The sequence below is a fragment of the Mesorhizobium sp. M0243 genome (assembly GCF_040321775.1).
Lineage (GTDB): Bacteria > Pseudomonadota > Alphaproteobacteria > Rhizobiales > Rhizobiaceae > Mesorhizobium.
In genome coordinates this window covers 64,067-79,814 of the sequence record NZ_JAMYSF010000001.1, presented here as the reverse complement: position 1 = coordinate 79,814, position 15,748 = coordinate 64,067, and the positions used below count along the sequence as shown (strand labels likewise).

Genomic DNA, 15,748 nt, shown 5'->3' with positions numbered 1-15,748 from the left:
TCAACAACAGAGGGAACACAAATGAGCTTCACGCGCCGCAAATTGCTTCTTCTTGCCGCCGCCGTCGGCATCGCCGCCGGCCCCGCCACCGCCTATGCCGCCGATGTGCTCAATGTCGGCGCCTATCCGACCAACCCGCCCTTCGAATTCAAGAACGAGAGCGGCACCTTCGAAGGCTTTGAAGTCGACATCGTCAACGAAGCCGCCAAGCGCATCGGCATGACCACCGACATCGCCGATCTCGGCTTCCAGGCGCTGTTTGCCGCCACCACGTCGAAGCGCATCGACGTCGCCATCTCGTCGATCACCATCACGGCCGAGCGGCTGAAGTCGCAGTCGTTCACGCAGCCCTATTATGATTCCGACATGGGCATTGCCACCAAGGCCGACAGCCCGATCAAGGCCGAGGCCGACCTCAAGGGCAAGATCGTCGGCGTGCTGTCCGGCTCGACCGGTGAAACCTGGGTCAAGGCACATCAGGAAGCCGGCGGCTTCAGCGACGTGAAGGGTTACGACACGCAGCAGAATTTGCTGCTCGACCTCAGCGCCGGCCGCGTCGATGCCGCCGTCAGCGACATTCCAGGCATGGAGTATTCCTTCACCAAGATGAAGGACCTGGTCGTCAAGGAGCGCATCAAGACCGGCGAACAATACGGCCTGATGATGAGCAAGGACCACCCCCTGCTCGGCAAGCTGAACGACGCGCTGAGCGCTATGAAGAAGGACGGCACGCTGGCCGCCATCCACAAGAAGTGGTTCGGCAGCGACGCGCCCGCCGACTCTTCGACCATGAAGGAAATGCCGCTGCCGAAGGCCTGAGCTGAAAGCTGCGCTGACATCGTGCCGGCTTTCCAGGCCGGCACGATTCATTTCATGCGCCAGCGCCGGCTTCCGCGCAGACCGTCTCGCCATTGGCGAGGTCGATTGGTTTTAACCTGAGCATCCTTGCTCTCGGGTTCGGGAACGCTCCCATGTCGCTGCTGGATACCTTCTTCAATCCCGATGTCATCATGTCCAGCCTGCCGGCGCTGCTGCGCGGCTTCCTGAACACGCTGCTGCTCGGCATTTTGAGCATCGGCATCGGCATCCCCATCGGCCTGGGGATCAGCCTGGTGCGGCTCTATGCGCCGAAGCCGCTGCGGTGGCTGGCGGTCGGCTACACCGACATCTTCCGCGCCCTGCCGGTGCTGGTCGTGCTGATCCTGATCTACTATGCACTGCCGTTCCTCGGCATACGCCTGTCGTCCTGGGCCTCCGCCGTGACTGCTTTCGCCTTCATCATGTCGGCCTACTCGGCGGAGGTGTTCCGCTCCGGCATCGAGAGCATCCCGCGCGGCCAGTTCGAGGCGTCGCAGGCGCTTGGCCTGCCGTTCCTGCTGACCTTGCGCAAGGTGGTGCTGCCGCAAGCGATCCGCGTCGTCATCCCGCCGATGACCAGCAACTGCGTCTCGATGTTCAAGGACACTTCGCTCGCCTCCACCGTGGCGCTGCCGGAACTCTTGAAGGAAGCGACCAACGCGCAGTCGCTCTACGCCAACCCCTCGCCGCTGATCGGCGCAGCGCTTGTCTACCTCATCTTCCTCTGGCCGATGGTCCGCCTCGTCAGCCTGCTTGAAGAGCGCTTCAAGACCGAAAAGAAGCGCTGACCTCCACTACCTGATCCCCGCTCAAGTCCTTTGCAGGAGCCTACCCGTGAACAAGCATCAAACCGACAATGCAAACGCCACCGCGTTCCCCGTCGACGCCATCCGCGCCATGTTTCCAGCCTTGCAGCGGGCTGGCGACTTCATCTTTTTGGACAACGCCGCCGGCGCGCAGATCCCGCAAAGCGTGCTCGACGCGGTGACCAACCATCTGGTTTCGCACAATGTGCAGCGCGGCGGCCGCTATGGCCGCAGCGTCACCGTCGACCAGTCGGTCGCCGATGCTCGGACAAGCGTAGCGCTGCTCATCAACGCCTATAGCCCGGCGGAAATCTGCTTCGGCATGAACGCCACCTCGTTCATCCGCCTGGTCAGCCTCGGTATCGGTCAGATGCTTCAGGAGCGTGACGAGATCGTCATCACCGACATGGACCACGACGCCAACATCGCGACCTGGCTGGCGCTGGAATCCGCCGGTGCGAAATTCAAATGGTGGCGGATGCGCGAGGACGGTAATCTGCATGTCGACGATCTGCGCCCGCTGGTTTCCGACCGCACCCGTCTCGTCGCCTGCACGGTCACCGCGCACTCGATCGGCTCGATCGTCGATGTCGCCGCGGTGGCCAAGATCGCGCACGCGGCCGGCGCCGAAGTGTTCCTCGACTGCGTGCATTACGGACCGCACGGGCTGATCGACGTGCAGGCCTGGGACTGCGACTATCTCGTCTGCTCCGGCTACAAGAATTTCTCGCCGCATATGGGCTTCCTCTGGGGTCGTTTCGAAACGCTGAAACGGCTGCCGACCTTCCGCGAGGATTTCATCCCCAACGAGCCGCCCTACAAGGTCGAGGCAGGCACGTTCATCTACGAGAACGTCTCCGGCATGGATGCCGCCGTGCAGTACCTGGAACTGATCGGCCGCAATCTCGCACCCTCCAACAACCGCTCGCGGCGCGACAACATCGTTGCCGGCATGGGCGCCATCCGCGACTACGAATTGGTGCTGGCGCGCGAGATGCTTGCGGTGCTGAAAGGTTGCCGCGCGACCATCTATGGCGTCGCAGACGAGGCCCGCATCACCGAACGCGTGCCGACGTTCTGCTTCAACATCGGCACACTGTCGCCGCAGCGGATCGTCGAAGAGATGGCCGAGATGCAGATCGGCATCCGCGACGGCCACATGTATGCGCCGCGGCTGATGAAGCGCCTCAACCTATCGATGGACAGCGGCGCCATCCGCGCCTCACTGGTCCACTACAACACAGTCGAGGAAGTCCGGCGCTTCGGCGAAGCGCTACGCAGCATCATCGCCAAGCTGTCCTGAGCGAGCTGAATGCTACGGCCTGACGCCGCGGCGTCAGGCGGCTTTCTTCTTCGCTAGCCTCGCCTTGATCGAGGCGACGTCGGCGCGCGGGGTCGCCGCGAACAGCGTCCTGGTGTAGCTGTGCTTGGGGTCGGCGAAGACCTCGTCGCGCGAGCCGTATTCGACCGCTTCGCCGAAATACATCACCATCACATCGTCGGCGATGTAGCGCACCACGGACAGATCGTGGCTGATGAAGACATAGGTCAGCTGGAACTCGTCCTGCAGGTCGGCGAGCAGGTTGAGCACCTGTGCCTGCACGGAAAGATCGAGCGCCGAGACCGGCTCGTCCAGCACCAGCAGGCTTGGGTTGAGCATCAGCGCACGGGCAATGGCAATGCGCTGGCGCTGGCCGCCCGAGAACATGTGCGGGTAGCGGTTGTAGTGCTCGTGACCGAGGCCGACCTTCTTCAGCATCTTCATCGCCAGGTCGCGCCGCTCGGCCGCCGGCTTGTCGGTGTTGATCAGCAGGGGCTCGCCCAGCACGTCGCCGATCTTCTGGCGCGGATTGAGCGATCCATAGGGGTTCTGGAAGACGATCTGCACCTTGCGGCGCATCTCTTTGGTCAATCCGCCCTTGGCGATGTCGACCTTGTTGCCGTCGATGAACAGGTCGCCTGACGTCGCCGGATCGATCAGCGTGATGATGCGGGCGAGCGTGGACTTGCCGCAGCCGCTTTCGCCGACGATGGCCAGCGTCTTGCCCTTGTCGACCTTGAACGAGACGCCCTTGACCGCGTGCACTGTGCGCGGCCCGGTGAACAGGCCACCACCGATATGGTAGTCGCGGACGATGTTCTTGCCTTCGAGGACCGTGGTGCTCATCAGGCGGCTCCAACTGCCGAAGGCGCCGGCTCGAACATCATGTCGGAAACGGTAGGCAGCCGGTCGCCGACGGCGTTCTCCGGCAGCGCCGACAAAAGCGCCCGCGTGTAATTGCTCTTCGGCGATTCAAACAGCGACAGCACGTCGGCCTCTTCCATCTTGCGGCCCTTGTACTGGACGATGACACGGTCGGCGGTCTCGGCCACCACGCCCATATTGTGGGTGATCATGATCAGGCCCATACCGTATTTGGCCTGCAGCGAAACCAGCAGATCGAGGATCTGCTTCTGGATGGTGACGTCGAGCGCCGTCGTCGGCTCGTCGGCGATCAGCAGCTTCGGATTGCAGGCGATGGCGATGGCGATCATGACGCGCTGGCATTGGCCGCCCGACATCTGGTGCGGAAACGAGCTAAGCCGTTCTTCCGGATCGGCGATGCCGACCAGCTTCATCAACTCGATGGCCCGCGCGCGCCGCTGAGCGCGATCCATACCCATATGGAAGCGCAGCACCTCCTCGATCTGGAAGCCGACGGTGAAGCACGGATTGAGGCTGGCGATCGGCTCCTGGAAGATCATCGAGATGTCCTTGCCGACGATCTTGCGGCGTTCGGACGGGCTGAGCTTCAGGAGATCGACGCCGTCGAAGGCCATGCGGTCTGCCTTGACGGTTGCGGTGTTGGGCAACAGGCCCATTACCGCGAGCATCGCCACAGATTTGCCGGAACCGGACTCGCCGACGATCGCCAGCACTTCGCGCGGCTCGATCGAGAGGTCGATGCCTTGCACGGCCATGAACGGTCCGGCCGCGGTGTCGAAGGAAACGGTGAGGTTCTTGATCTCGAGCAGAGGCATGCTCACGACCTCTTCAGCTTGGGGTCGAGCGCGTCGCGCAGGCCGTCGCCGATCAGGTTGATGGCGAAGACGGTGATCAGGATGGCGAGACCCGGGAAAGTAACCACCCACCAGGCACGCAGGATGAACTCGCGCGCCTCGGCCAGCATGGTGCCCCACTCCGGCGTCGGCGGCTGCGCGCCCATGCCGAGGAAGCCAAGGGCCGCCGCCTCGAGGATGGCGTTGGAGAAGGACAGCGTCGCCTGCACGATCAACGGCGCGATGCAGTTGGGCAGGATGGTGACCAGCATCAGCCTGAGATGACTGGCGCCGGCGACCTTGGCGGAGACGACATATTCGCGGGTCTTCTCGGCCATCACGGCGGCGCGGGTGAGCCGGGCGAAATGCGGCTGCAGCACGAAGGCGATGGCGATCATGGCGTTGACGAGGCCGGGGCCAAGCACCGCGACCAGCACCAGGGCCAATAGCAGCGACGGGAAGGCCAGGATGATGTCCATGATGCGCATGATCAGCGTGTCGACCCAGCCGCGGCAGTAGCCGGCGAGTAGGCCGAGAATGACGCCTGAAATCAGCGCTGACGTGACGACGACGAAGCCGATGGCGAGCGAGAACCGCGAGCCGTAGATCAGGCGCGACAGCATATCGCGGCCGACAGCGTCGGTGCCGAGCAGGAACTGCGCGTTGCCGCCCTCCTGCCAGGCCGGCGGCGTCAGGAAGAAGTCGCGGAACTGATCGTCCGGCGAATGCGGCGCCAGCAGCGGCGCGAAGATGGCGATCAGGATCAGCAGCGCAAAGACGAAGAGCCCGATCACCGCGCCCTTGTTGACGGAGAAGTAGTGCCAGAACTCGCCGAACATCTGCAGCCTGGCATCCTGCGGCTTGACGACGGTCGCGGCTTCGATGGTGGCTGGGCCTTCATTGCTCATGTCAGTTGGCCCGGATGCGTGGGTTGATGACGGCGTAGAGCACGTCGACGATGAGGTTGACCGACATGACGATCAGCGCGATCAAAAGCAAGCCGCCCTGCACGGTGAAATAGTCGCGCTTGGAGATGGCGTCGATCATCCATTTGCCGATGCCGGGCCAGGAGAAGATGCTCTCGGTCAGGATGGCGCCGGTCAAAAGCGTGCCGACCTGCAGACCGATGGTGGTGACGACCGGGATCAGCGCGTTGCGGAAGGCATGCAGGCCGATGACGCGGCGCGGCGCCAGGCCCTTGGCGCGCGCGGTGCGGACATAGTCCTCACCCAGCACTTCGAGCATCGCCGAGCGTGTCTGCCTGGCGATGACTGCGAGCGGGATAGTGCCGAGCACGATGGTCGGCAAGATCAGGTGCGACAGCGCCGAGCGGAATGCGCCCTTCTGCCCCGAGATCAGCGAATCGATGGTCATGAAGCCGGTCACCGGCTTGAAGAAATAGAGAAGGTCGATGCGGCCGGAAACCGGCGTCCAGTGCAGCGTGCCGGAGAAGACGATGATCAGCAGCAGGCCCCACCAGAAGATCGGCATGGAATAGCCCGCCAGCGCCGTGCCCATCGTCAGCTGATCGAACCAGGAGCCGCGGCGGATGGCGGCGAAGATGCCGGCGGCGACACCCAGGACAACGGCAAAGATCATGGCGAAGATGGCGAGTTCGACCGTTGCCGGGAAGCGCACCAGGAAATCCTTGAGCACCGGCGTCTTGGTTGAAAACGAGGTGCCGAAATCGCCGCTCAGGACATTCGTCAGATAGGTCAGGTATTGTTGCCAAATCGGCAGATCGAAACCGAACTGGTGCATCAGCGCCGTGTGGCGTTCGGGCGACAGGCCGCGTTCGCCCGCAAGCACCAGCACCGGATCACCGGGCAGGATGCGCACGAAGCCAAAGGCGAGGATGGTTATCCCGATGAAGGTCGGGATGATGAGGGCGAGTTTGCCGAGGATATAACGCAGCATGGCGGGCGAGTGGGGGCGTCACCACATGGTGGCGCCCCCGTTTCGCAACCTTATTCGGCGATATCGACGCCGTCGAAGCGGTGGATACCGAGCGGATCCATCGCAAAGCCGGTGACGGTCTTCTGCATCGGCATGAACACCTTGGAGTGAGCGAGCGTCGCCCAGGGTGCCTGTTCCTTGAAGATGACCTGTGCCTGTTCATAGAGCTTGGTGCGCTCGGCCTGGTCCGAAACGGTCTTAGCCTTGTTGATGAGCGCATCGAAGTCCTTGTTGCACCATTCCGCGCGGTTGTTCGAACCGACGGAAGCGCAGCTCAGGAGCACGCCGAGGAAGTTGTCCGGATCGCCATTGTCGCCGGTCCAGCCGACGATGACGGCGCCGTCGTGATCGACCGCGGAAGCGCGCTTAAGGTATTCACCCCAATCGTAGCTGACGATCTCGACGGTGACGCCGACCTTGGCGAAGTCCGCCTGGATCAGCTCGGCGGTGCGACGCGCATTCGGCATGTAGGGGCGCGACACCGGCATGGCCCAGACGTTCATCTTGAGGTCCTTGACGCCGGCTTCTTCAAGCAGCTTCTTGGCTGCATCCGGATCGTAAGGATCGTCCTTCACTTCCTTGTTGTAGGACCACATGGTCGGCGGGATCGGATTGATCGCCACCTGGCCGGCGCCCTGGAAGACGGCATCGATGATGGCCTTCTTGTTGATGGCCATGTTGAGCGCCTTGCGAACGCGCACGTCGTCGAACGGCTTCTGCTGGGTGTTGTACATCAGCGCGCCGACATTGAGGCCTTCCTGCTCCTCGACCTTCAGGTTCGCATCGGCCTGCAGGCCGGCGATGTCGGCCGGTGCCGGGTACGACATGATGTTGCATTCGCCGGCCTTGAGCTTCTGCGCGCGCACCGCCGGATCGGTGGTGATGGCGAAGACCAGATCGTCGATCTTCTGCTTGCCGCCCCAATAGTCCGGGTTGGCCTTGTAGCGGATGGCGGCGTCGGTCTGGTAGTCGACGAAGATGAACGGGCCGGTGCCGATCGGCTTCTGGTTGAACAGCTCAGGCGTCTTGTCGGCCTGCAGCTTGTCGGCATATTCCTTGGAGACGACCGAGGCGAAATCCATGCCCAGCGTCGGAATGAAGGTGATCGCCGGCTCCTTGAGGGTGAACTTCACCGTCAGGTCATCGACCTTCTCGACCTTGGTAATGTTGTCGCCGAACTGGTCATTGTAATACTGGTAGGCAATGCCCGGAATGTACTGGAACCAGGGGCCGTTCTTGTCGACCTGGCGTTCGAACGAGAACACCACGTCGTCGGCGTTGAAGTCGCGCGTCGGGGTGAAATAGTCGGTTGCGGCGAACTTGACGCCCTTGCGCAGCTTGAAGACATATTCCTTGCCATCGTCGGAGATCGTCCAGCTCTCGGCCAGGCCCGGCGAGGTCGTCGTCTTGCCGTGATCGAATTCGACAAGGCGGTTGAAGACGGTGCGCGATGACGCGTCGAACGTCTGGCCTGCGGTATACGGCGCCGGATCGAAACCTTCCGGCGAAGCTTCCGCGCAGTAGACCAGAGTTTTCGCATTGGCCATGCCGCTCAGGACGCTTGCAGCCAGCAACGCGGCTGCAAAAGTCAGCTTCTTATTCATTGAGCACTCCCTGATGTTCTTCCAAGCCCCTCTATCAGGCTCGCGAAGCGCGCATATAAGCACCGTTTTTCCGGCTTTGGAACACCCCGTTTGCTTACCCCGCGGGAAGCAGGAAAAAAATCCGCTATTCTGCCAAATTGCAGAAAAAATTAGCAGTTTCTTCCATTCACGAGATTATTAACAACCGGATTTTTTTATTGATCGCCAAGCTGACGATATAAATGTTCCCGGCGCTTCCGAGCGGCCGAGGGATGCGCCAGGACACCGCCTGGGAGCGCTGGCGGCGGCAAAGACTTTCGACGGCAAATCTTTCGCCATGTTGCCGCAAGGGCAAGACTTGCACGGTCACCAACGGAGGCAATACATAGGGTGTAGCGGCCGCAGCGGAGGGCGTCCTTGTCAATTCAGGGGCGAGCGCGGCGCGGATGAACAAGACTTGTCCAGGGAGGAACGGTTGGCAAAAGCATCAAGGACGACGGCGCCGGTGAAAGCGGGAGCCAAGGCGCCGTCGAAAGCAGCCGGTACTGCCAAGCCGAAAGCACCCGTTTCCAAAGCCGCCACGCCGAAGGCGGCCGCGGCGCCCGTAAGGGCAAGCACAAGGCCAGTGGTGAAAGCCCCGGCCAAGGCTGCGGCCGGAAAGACGGCGTCGGGAAATAAAGCGGGGGCGGCAAAGCCCGCTGCCAGGCCGGCATCGAAAGCCGCCGCGGCGATGAAGACCCCACCGGCGGCAAGGCCGGCCGACGCCACCGCCAACCGATTGCCGAAAACGCTGACGGCGCTGGCCGCCGGCTTGCCGGAAAAGCCGTGGCTCAAGAGCTATCCGAAAAACGTGCAGGCCGAGATCGGCGCCCTGCCCTACAGCTCGATCGGCGATTTCCTCGTCGCCGCCTGCAAGCAGTTTTCCGCGCAGCCGGCCTTCACCTGCATGGACAAGTCCATCAGCTACACCGATGTCGAGCGGCTGTCGGCGGCCTTCGGCGCCTACCTGCAATCGAAAGGCCTGCAGAAAGGCGCGCGCGTCGCGCTGATGATGCCGAACGTGCTGCAATATCCGGTGGCGATGATGGCGATCTTGCGAGCGGGTTATGTGGTGGTGAACATCAATCCGCTCTACACGCCGCGCGAGCTCGAACACCAGTTGAAGGATTCCGGTGCGCAAGCCATCGTCATCCTGGAGAACTTCGCCAACACCTTGCAGGCGGTGATCGCCAGGACCACGGTCAAGCATGTGGTGGTCGCCGCGATGGGCGACATGCTTGGCGGCCTGAAGGGCACGATCGTCAATTTCGTCGTGCGCCGCGTGAAGAAGATGGTGCCGGCATGGTCCTTGCCCGGCCATGTCAAGTTCAATGCCGCCATGAAGGCCGGCGCCGGCATGGGCTTCAAGCCGGCCAAGGTGGAAGCCGACGATGTCGCCTTCCTGCAATATACGGGCGGCACCACGGGCGTGTCGAAGGGCGCCACACTGCTGCACAGAAACGTGCTCGCCAACGTTGCGCAGAACGCGCAGTGGATGGAGGATGCCTACACGATCAAGCCGAAACCGGCGCACCCCAACTTCATCTGCGCGCTGCCGCTCTATCATATTTTCGCGCTGACCGTGAACGCGCTGATGGGCATGCAGCAAGGCGCCCGCAATGTGCTCATTCCCAACCCGCGCGACATTCCCGGCTTCGTCAAGGAATTGCAGAAATATCCGGTGCACATCTTTCCCGGCCTCAACACGCTTTTCAACGCGCTGCTCAACAATGAGGATTTCCGCAAGCTCGACTTCAAGCCGCTGGTGCTGACGCTGGGCGGCGGCATGGCGGTGCAGAAGGGCGTCGCCGAACGCTGGAAGACGCTGACCGGTTGTTCGGTCACCGAAGGCTACGGCCTCTCGGAAACCTCGCCGGTGGCCACCGCCAACAAGTTCACCGCCGGCGACTTCACCGGCACCATCGGCTTGCCGCTGCCCTCGACCGAGATCGCCATCCGCGACGACGACGGCAACAATTTGCCGCTCGGCGAGGTCGGCGAGGTCTGCATCCGAGGACCGCAAGTGATGGCGGGCTACTGGAACCGGCCCGATGAGACCGCCAAGGTGATGACCAAGGATGGCTACTTCAAATCCGGCGACATGGGCTTCATGGACGAGCGCGGCTACACCAAGATCGTCGACCGCAAGAAGGACATGATCCTGGTTTCGGGCTTCAATGTCTATCCGAACGAGCTCGAGGAAGTCGTGGCGATGCATCCGGGCGTGCTCGAAGTGGCGGCGGTCGGCGTGCCGGACGAGCATTCGGGCGAGGTGCCGAAACTGTTCGTGGTCAAGAAGGATCCGGCGCTGACCGCGGAGACGCTCACCGCCTTCTGCCGCGAGAACCTGACCGGCTACAAGCGGCCCAAATACATCGAGTTCCGCACCGAGTTGCCGAAGACACCGGTCGGCAAGATCCTGCGTCGAGCGCTGCGCGAATGATCGCAGCCGGCGGCGCGGAGGCGGTGGATGCATCTTGCCGTCCTGACCCGGCAGAATTCATCAGAACGAACATGCGCCTCGCCCCGGTGCCGTCGGTGCCTGAGATCCAGCTTTATACACCGCATCCGGCCAGTGGCCTGAGACGGCTCATAGATCCGCACCAAAGCGCTGGCGACGATGACGACACGATCGAGGCGGACAACGATGGACCCGAGCCGCAGCCGCCTTACTGGGCTTATGTGTGGGCCGGCGGCGCGGTGATTGCGCGCCACATACTGGATCATCCGCAAACGGTAGCCGGCCGCCGCGTGCTCGACCTTGGTGCCGGTTCCGGCCTTGTCGGCATTGCCGCCGCCATGGCCGGCGCGCGCGAAGTCATCGCCGCCGAGATAGACCGCAACGGCGTTGCCGCGATCGGCCTCAACGCAACGGCCAACGGCGTCGCCATCACCGTGATCGGAGACGATATCACCAGGGGTTCGCCACCTGCGGTCGACCTCGTGCTTGCCGGCGATGTCTTCTACAGCCAAGGCGTCGCCGACCGCGTCATGCCTTTTTTCGAACGCTGCCTGAATGCCGGCATCGAGGTCCTGGTCGGCGACCCCGGCCGCGCCTACCTGCCACGATCACGGCTGCGCCTGCTCGCCGAATACAAGGTGCCGGATTTCGGCCAGGCGAAAGACAGCGCGCTGCAGCCGAGCGGTGTCTTTCGCTTCGAGGGCTGACGAGGCGGCCGCGTCTACCGACGGGATCAGATCGTCTCCTTGACCCGCGCCGAGAGAAAATCCGGCAGATCGGCAACGGAATCCAGGATGGCGTCGGCAATGCCGGCCAGCGATTCGCGGGTTCCGGTGCCGGAGAGCACGCCGACCGCCAGCCCGCAGCCGCCGGCACGCGCCATTTCGAGGTCGTGGCGGTTGTCGCCGACCATGGCGATTTCCGCCGGCCTGAGGCCTGTGAGATCGCTGAAGGCCAGGATCGTGTCGGGCGCGGGCTTCGGATTGGCCACCGCGTCGTAGCCATAGGCCGCGTCGAACAATTGGGCGACGCCGAGCGTCACCAGCGTCTTTTCCGCGCCGCTGGTCGAATCGTTGGTGGCGACGCCAAGCCGGTAGGACTTCCTGTGCAGTGCCGTCAGCGTGTCGATGATGCCCGGCAGCGCCACGGCCATCGCCGAGCCTTGTACGGAGGTGATCTCGTTGAAGCGGGCGACCGCCAGCATCTGATCCTCGTTGGAGAGGCGCGGAAACCACAATTCGACGACGTCGAGATTGGTGCCGGAGGCAAATATCGAGTCAGGCTTAAAGCGCTTGTTGGCGAAATCGAAGCCGGCGGCGGCCAGCAGCCTGTCGGCTTTCCAGCGATCGCCTTCGGACGCATCCATGGCCATGAAGTCGGCAACGCCGAGCCAGGTGGCGTTGAAGTCGACAAGCGTGCCGTCCTTGTCGAACAATATTCCCTTGATGTCTGCCAAACTTTTCACTCCGAGCCACGCAAATGGTGGATGAATCCCACAAGGCCTGCGGTCGATGCGTCCCGCTTGGCGGCACTTTCCTTGCCCTCCACGACAGGCAGAAGGCCGGTGGCCAGTTCCTTGCCGAGTTCGACGCCCCACTGGTCGAACGAGTTGATGTTGAACAGCGTGCCCTCGACGAAGACGCGGTGCTCGTAGAGCGCGATCAGCCGGCCGAAGGTGCGCGGGTCGAGTTTGCGGTAAAGGATGGTCACCGAGGGGCGATTGCCGGAGAAGACGCGGTGCGGGGCTATCTTGTCGACCTCGGCCGGCTTCATGCCCTTGGCCAGCATCTGGGCGCGGGCTTCGTCCAGCGTGCGGCCCTTCATCAGCGCTTCCGACTGCGCCAGGCAGTTGGCGAGCAGCAGATCGTGCTGATGCTTGAGATCGGGCTCGTGGCCGACGGCCGCGGCGAGGAACTCGACCGGGATGAAATCGGTGCCCTGGTGCAGCAGCTGGAAGAAGGCATGCTGGCCGTTGGTGCCGGGCTCACCCCAGACCAGCGATCCGGTCGGCGTCGTCACCTCTGTGCCTTCGAGGGTGACGCTCTTGCCGTTCGATTCCATGTCGAGCTGCTGCAGATAGGCCGGCAGCCTGGACAGGCGCTGGTCGTAAGGGATGACGGCCCGCGCCGGGTAACCGCAGATCACGCGATGCCACCAGCCGACCAGTCCAAGCAGCGCCGGCAGGTTCTCCTGCACCGGCGCGGTGCGGAAATGCTCGTCCATCTCATGCGCGCCATCGAGGAAGGCGCGAAAATTCCGCGGGCCGACAGCGATCATCACCGGCAGGCCGATGGCGCCCCAGAGCGAATAGCGGCCGCCGACCCAATCCCAGAAGCCGAACACGCGATCGGGCGCGATGCCGAACTTGGCGACCAGATCGAGCGCGGTGGACACGGCGGCGAAGTGCTTGCCGACCGCTTCCTTGCCGAGCGCCTTCTGCACCCAGTCGCGTGCCGTCTGGGCATTGGTCATCGTCTCGACCGTGGTGAAGGTCTTGGAGGCGATGATGAAAAGCGTGGTTTCGGCGGAGAGGCCCTTCAGTGTGTCATGGATATGGGCGCCGTCGATGTTGGAGACGTAGTGGGCGCGCGGCCCGTCATGATAGGGCGCCAGCGCCAGCGTCGCCATGGCCGGGCCGAGATCGGAACCGCCGATGCCGATGTTGACGATGTCGGTGATCTTCTTGCCGGTGGCGCCGGCCGCCTTGCCCGAGCGCACGGCATCGGCAAAGGCGCCCATGGCGTCGAGCACGGCGATGACGTCAGCCTTGACGTCCTGGCCATCGACGGTGACGCCCTTGCCGGTCAGGTTGCGCAGCGCCGTGTGCAGCACGGCACGGTCCTCGGTGACGTTGACCTTCTTGCCGGCGAACATGGCGGCGCGGCGGCCTTCGAGATCGGCGGCCTGGGCGAGCTTTTCCAGCAGCTCCATGGTGGTCGCGTCGACCGCGCATTTCGACCAGTCGAGCAGCAGATCGCCGTCGGTGGCGGAGAATTCCACGAACCGCTTGGGATCGGCGGCGAAGGCCTGGCGCATGCTGGCGGGCGCCGCCGCGCGGTGGTCGCGCAAGGCGGCGAGCTGTTTTTGAAAGGACGATTGATCCACTGCCAAACTCCGAGACCTCGAGCCATCATTACGGACCGGATGTTTCCGGCGCGTGTCGTCGCGACAATCTATCGGGCCGAACTCCACCCGTTTCAATGCGCAGCGATGACGCACGGAGTCACGCAGCTATGCCGCGACGCAGCATCAAAATGGCGTGAAGGATCACTGGCATAAATCCCAACGATCAGAAAAATTGATTGGCGCAACCCCTTGTGCCACGGTTACGTTCGGCTGGTCCAGCCAAGCGAAAAAGGCTGGCCATCGAGGAAATCTCCCATGCCACAGCGAAACGACACGGCGATATGGTCCGGCCTGTTCCGGATTTCGGCTGAATCCGGCCAAACCCTGCAAGCGCAGATCCGCCAAGCCATCGTGGCCGCCATTCTGGACCGCCAGATCGCCGCTTCGATGCCGCTTCCTTCCTGCCGGATCCTGGCCGAAAAACTTGGCGTGGCGCGCGGAACCGTGGTGCTGGCGTTCCAGCAGCTCGTCGACCAGGGTTTCCTGGTGGCGCGCGAGCGGCGTGGACATTTCGTCAATCCCGATGTGCTGGCGACACCGGCCAAGCCGCACCAGAAGGCGCCCGACCAGGCCAACGAGATCGACTGGAAGGCACGCCGCAAGATCTTCGCCAGCGACATGCCGCCGCCGGCCAAGCACGAGAACTGGATCAAGTCGTCCTACCCCTTCGTCTACGGCCAGTTCGATCCGGCGCTGTTCCCTACCGCCGAATGGCGCGAGTGCAACCGCATGGCGCTGGCGGTGTTGGAAATCCGCAACTGGGCGTCCGACATGGTCGACCGTGACGATCCGCTGCTGATCGAGCAGATCCAGGCGCGGCTCCTGCCCCGGCGCGGCATCTTCGCCAATCCCGACGAGATCATCGTCACGCTGGGCGCCCAGAACGCGCTCTACATGCTGGCGACGCTGCTGATGTCCAAAGGCTCCAAGGTGGCGATGGAGGACCCCGGCTACCCCGACGCCCGCTCGATCTTCCGCCTTGCGGGCGCGGAGATACAGCCGGTGCCGGTCGACCAGTCCGGCATCGTAACCGCTTCTATTCCCAATGATTCCGGCTTCGTCTTCGTCACGCCCAGCCATCATTGCCCGACCATGGTGCCGTTGTCGGCTGAGCGGCGGCAGGATCTTCTGGCGCGAGCCAACCGCTACAACCAGATCATCATCGAGGATGGCTATGACAGCCAGCTTCTCGACGAGGCACCGCAGCAAGCGCTGAAGAGCCTCGATCGCTCCGGCCGCGTGGTCTATGTCGGCTCGATGTCCAAGACGCTGGCTCCCGGCCTGCGGCTCGGCTACATCGTGGCGTCCGCGGGACTGATCGCGGAACTCAGGGCGCTGCGCCGCTTCATGCTGCGTCATCCGCCGGCCAACAATCAGCGCGCCGTCGCGCTGTTCCTGTCGCTCGGCCACCACGAGGCGCTGGTGCGGCGGCTGTCGTCGGCCTTCGACGAACGGCGCAAGCGGCTGGTCCATGCGATTTCCGCCTTCCTGCCGGAATGGCGCTCGACCGATTCGGCCGGCGGCACGTCGCTCTGGCTCGAAGGGCCGCGCGGCACCGATTCGCGCGGGCTGGCCGAGGCAGCCGCCTCGCGCAGCGTCATCATCGAGCCAGGCGACCGTTTCTTCGATCGCACTGAAAAGCCTTCGCGTTTCATGCGGCTAGGCATCTCGTCGATCGCACTGCAGCACATCGAGCCAGGCATCCGCGAACTGGCCACGGCCGCCGGGCGCAGACCCGCGGCCGCCTGATCCATCGTCGATCTCTCGTGACCGGAGCCGCTCGCAGCGGCTCCGGTATTTTAGTTCTGGCACATGGAACTGGGCCCGCTGGACCATAGGATGGGCCAGTGCCAGCGGCATAGTCGGCGTCATGGGAAGAA

General features: G+C 63.4%; 13 protein-coding genes. 6 read left to right on the top strand and 7 right to left on the bottom strand.

Annotated features, from left to right (window positions below):
* Positions 1 to 21: 21 nt before the first annotated feature.
* The 3 genes from NKJ11_RS00350 (at position 22) to NKJ11_RS00340 (ending at position 2,967) form a co-directional block, all read left to right on the top strand.
* The gene (locus tag NKJ11_RS00350) at positions 22 to 819 is read left to right on the top strand and encodes an ABC transporter substrate-binding protein (RefSeq protein WP_023811480.1); all 798 of its coding nucleotides are present in this window, start codon (positions 22 to 24) and stop codon (positions 817 to 819) included.
* A gap of 152 nt (positions 820 to 971) precedes the next feature.
* Positions 972 to 1,646 carry an amino acid ABC transporter permease gene (locus tag NKJ11_RS00345; RefSeq protein WP_023811481.1) on the top strand — a complete coding sequence of 225 codons (675 nt, stop codon included), beginning with the start codon at positions 972 to 974 and terminating at the stop codon, positions 1,644 to 1,646.
* 46 nt (positions 1,647 to 1,692) lie between these two features.
* A complete protein-coding gene (locus tag NKJ11_RS00340; protein ID WP_352792471.1) occupies positions 1,693 to 2,967 on the top strand; it encodes a cysteine desulfurase-like protein in 1,275 nt (424 codons plus the stop codon).
* A gap of 33 nt (positions 2,968 to 3,000) precedes the next feature.
* Here the strand turns inward: NKJ11_RS00340 and NKJ11_RS00335 are convergent, their stop codons facing one another.
* The 5 genes from NKJ11_RS00335 to NKJ11_RS00315 form a co-directional block, all read right to left on the bottom strand.
* Complete coding sequence (locus tag NKJ11_RS00335; protein WP_023811483.1) at positions 3,001 to 3,831, bottom strand: dipeptide ABC transporter ATP-binding protein; 831 nt, start codon at positions 3,829 to 3,831, stop codon at positions 3,001 to 3,003.
* Positions 3,831 to 4,685, bottom strand: a complete 855-nt coding sequence (locus NKJ11_RS00330) for an ABC transporter ATP-binding protein (RefSeq protein WP_023811484.1) — start codon at positions 4,683 to 4,685, stop codon at positions 3,831 to 3,833. Before NKJ11_RS00330 ends, NKJ11_RS00335 begins: the two co-directional genes overlap by 1 nt.
* Positions 4,686 to 4,687: 2 nt before the next feature.
* Positions 4,688 to 5,542, bottom strand: a complete 855-nt coding sequence (locus tag NKJ11_RS00325; protein ID WP_224618710.1) for an ABC transporter permease subunit — start codon at positions 5,540 to 5,542, stop codon at positions 4,688 to 4,690.
* Between the two features lie 70 nt (positions 5,543 to 5,612).
* On the bottom strand, positions 5,613 to 6,620 hold the full coding sequence (locus tag NKJ11_RS00320; protein ID WP_023811485.1) for an ABC transporter permease subunit: 1,008 nt from the start codon (positions 6,618 to 6,620) through the stop codon (positions 5,613 to 5,615).
* A 50-nt stretch (positions 6,621 to 6,670) separates the two neighbouring features.
* Positions 6,671 to 8,263 carry an ABC transporter substrate-binding protein gene (locus tag NKJ11_RS00315; protein WP_023811486.1) on the bottom strand — a complete coding sequence of 531 codons (1,593 nt, stop codon included), beginning with the start codon at positions 8,261 to 8,263 and terminating at the stop codon, positions 6,671 to 6,673.
* Positions 8,264 to 8,717: 454 nt separating this feature from the next.
* Between NKJ11_RS00315 and NKJ11_RS00310 the strand changes: the two genes are divergently transcribed.
* On the top strand, positions 8,718 to 10,724 hold the full coding sequence (locus NKJ11_RS00310) for a long-chain fatty acid--CoA ligase (protein WP_023811487.1): 2,007 nt from the start codon (positions 8,718 to 8,720) through the stop codon (positions 10,722 to 10,724).
* Positions 10,721 to 11,449 (top strand): class I SAM-dependent methyltransferase, encoded by a 729-nt coding sequence (locus NKJ11_RS00305; protein WP_352792470.1) that lies wholly within the window; start codon positions 10,721 to 10,723, stop codon positions 11,447 to 11,449. Before NKJ11_RS00310 ends, NKJ11_RS00305 begins: the two co-directional genes overlap by 4 nt.
* A gap of 26 nt (positions 11,450 to 11,475) precedes the next feature.
* Here the strand turns inward: NKJ11_RS00305 and NKJ11_RS00300 are convergent, their stop codons facing one another.
* Positions 11,476 to 12,198, bottom strand: coding sequence for an HAD family hydrolase (locus NKJ11_RS00300; protein WP_023811488.1), 723 nt, complete (start codon positions 12,196 to 12,198; stop codon positions 11,476 to 11,478).
* 5 nt (positions 12,199 to 12,203) lie between these two features.
* Positions 12,204 to 13,853: a glucose-6-phosphate isomerase gene (pgi, locus tag NKJ11_RS00295; protein ID WP_502905776.1), complete on the bottom strand. Its 1,650-nt coding sequence runs from the start codon at positions 13,851 to 13,853 to the stop codon at positions 12,204 to 12,206.
* 270 nt (positions 13,854 to 14,123) lie between these two features.
* On the opposite strand from pgi, the gene pdxR reads away from it, so the two are divergent.
* Positions 14,124 to 15,617, top strand: coding sequence for a MocR-like pyridoxine biosynthesis transcription factor PdxR (gene pdxR / locus NKJ11_RS00290; RefSeq protein WP_023811490.1), 1,494 nt, complete (start codon positions 14,124 to 14,126; stop codon positions 15,615 to 15,617).
* The last annotated feature ends 131 nt before the right edge of the window (positions 15,618 to 15,748 follow it).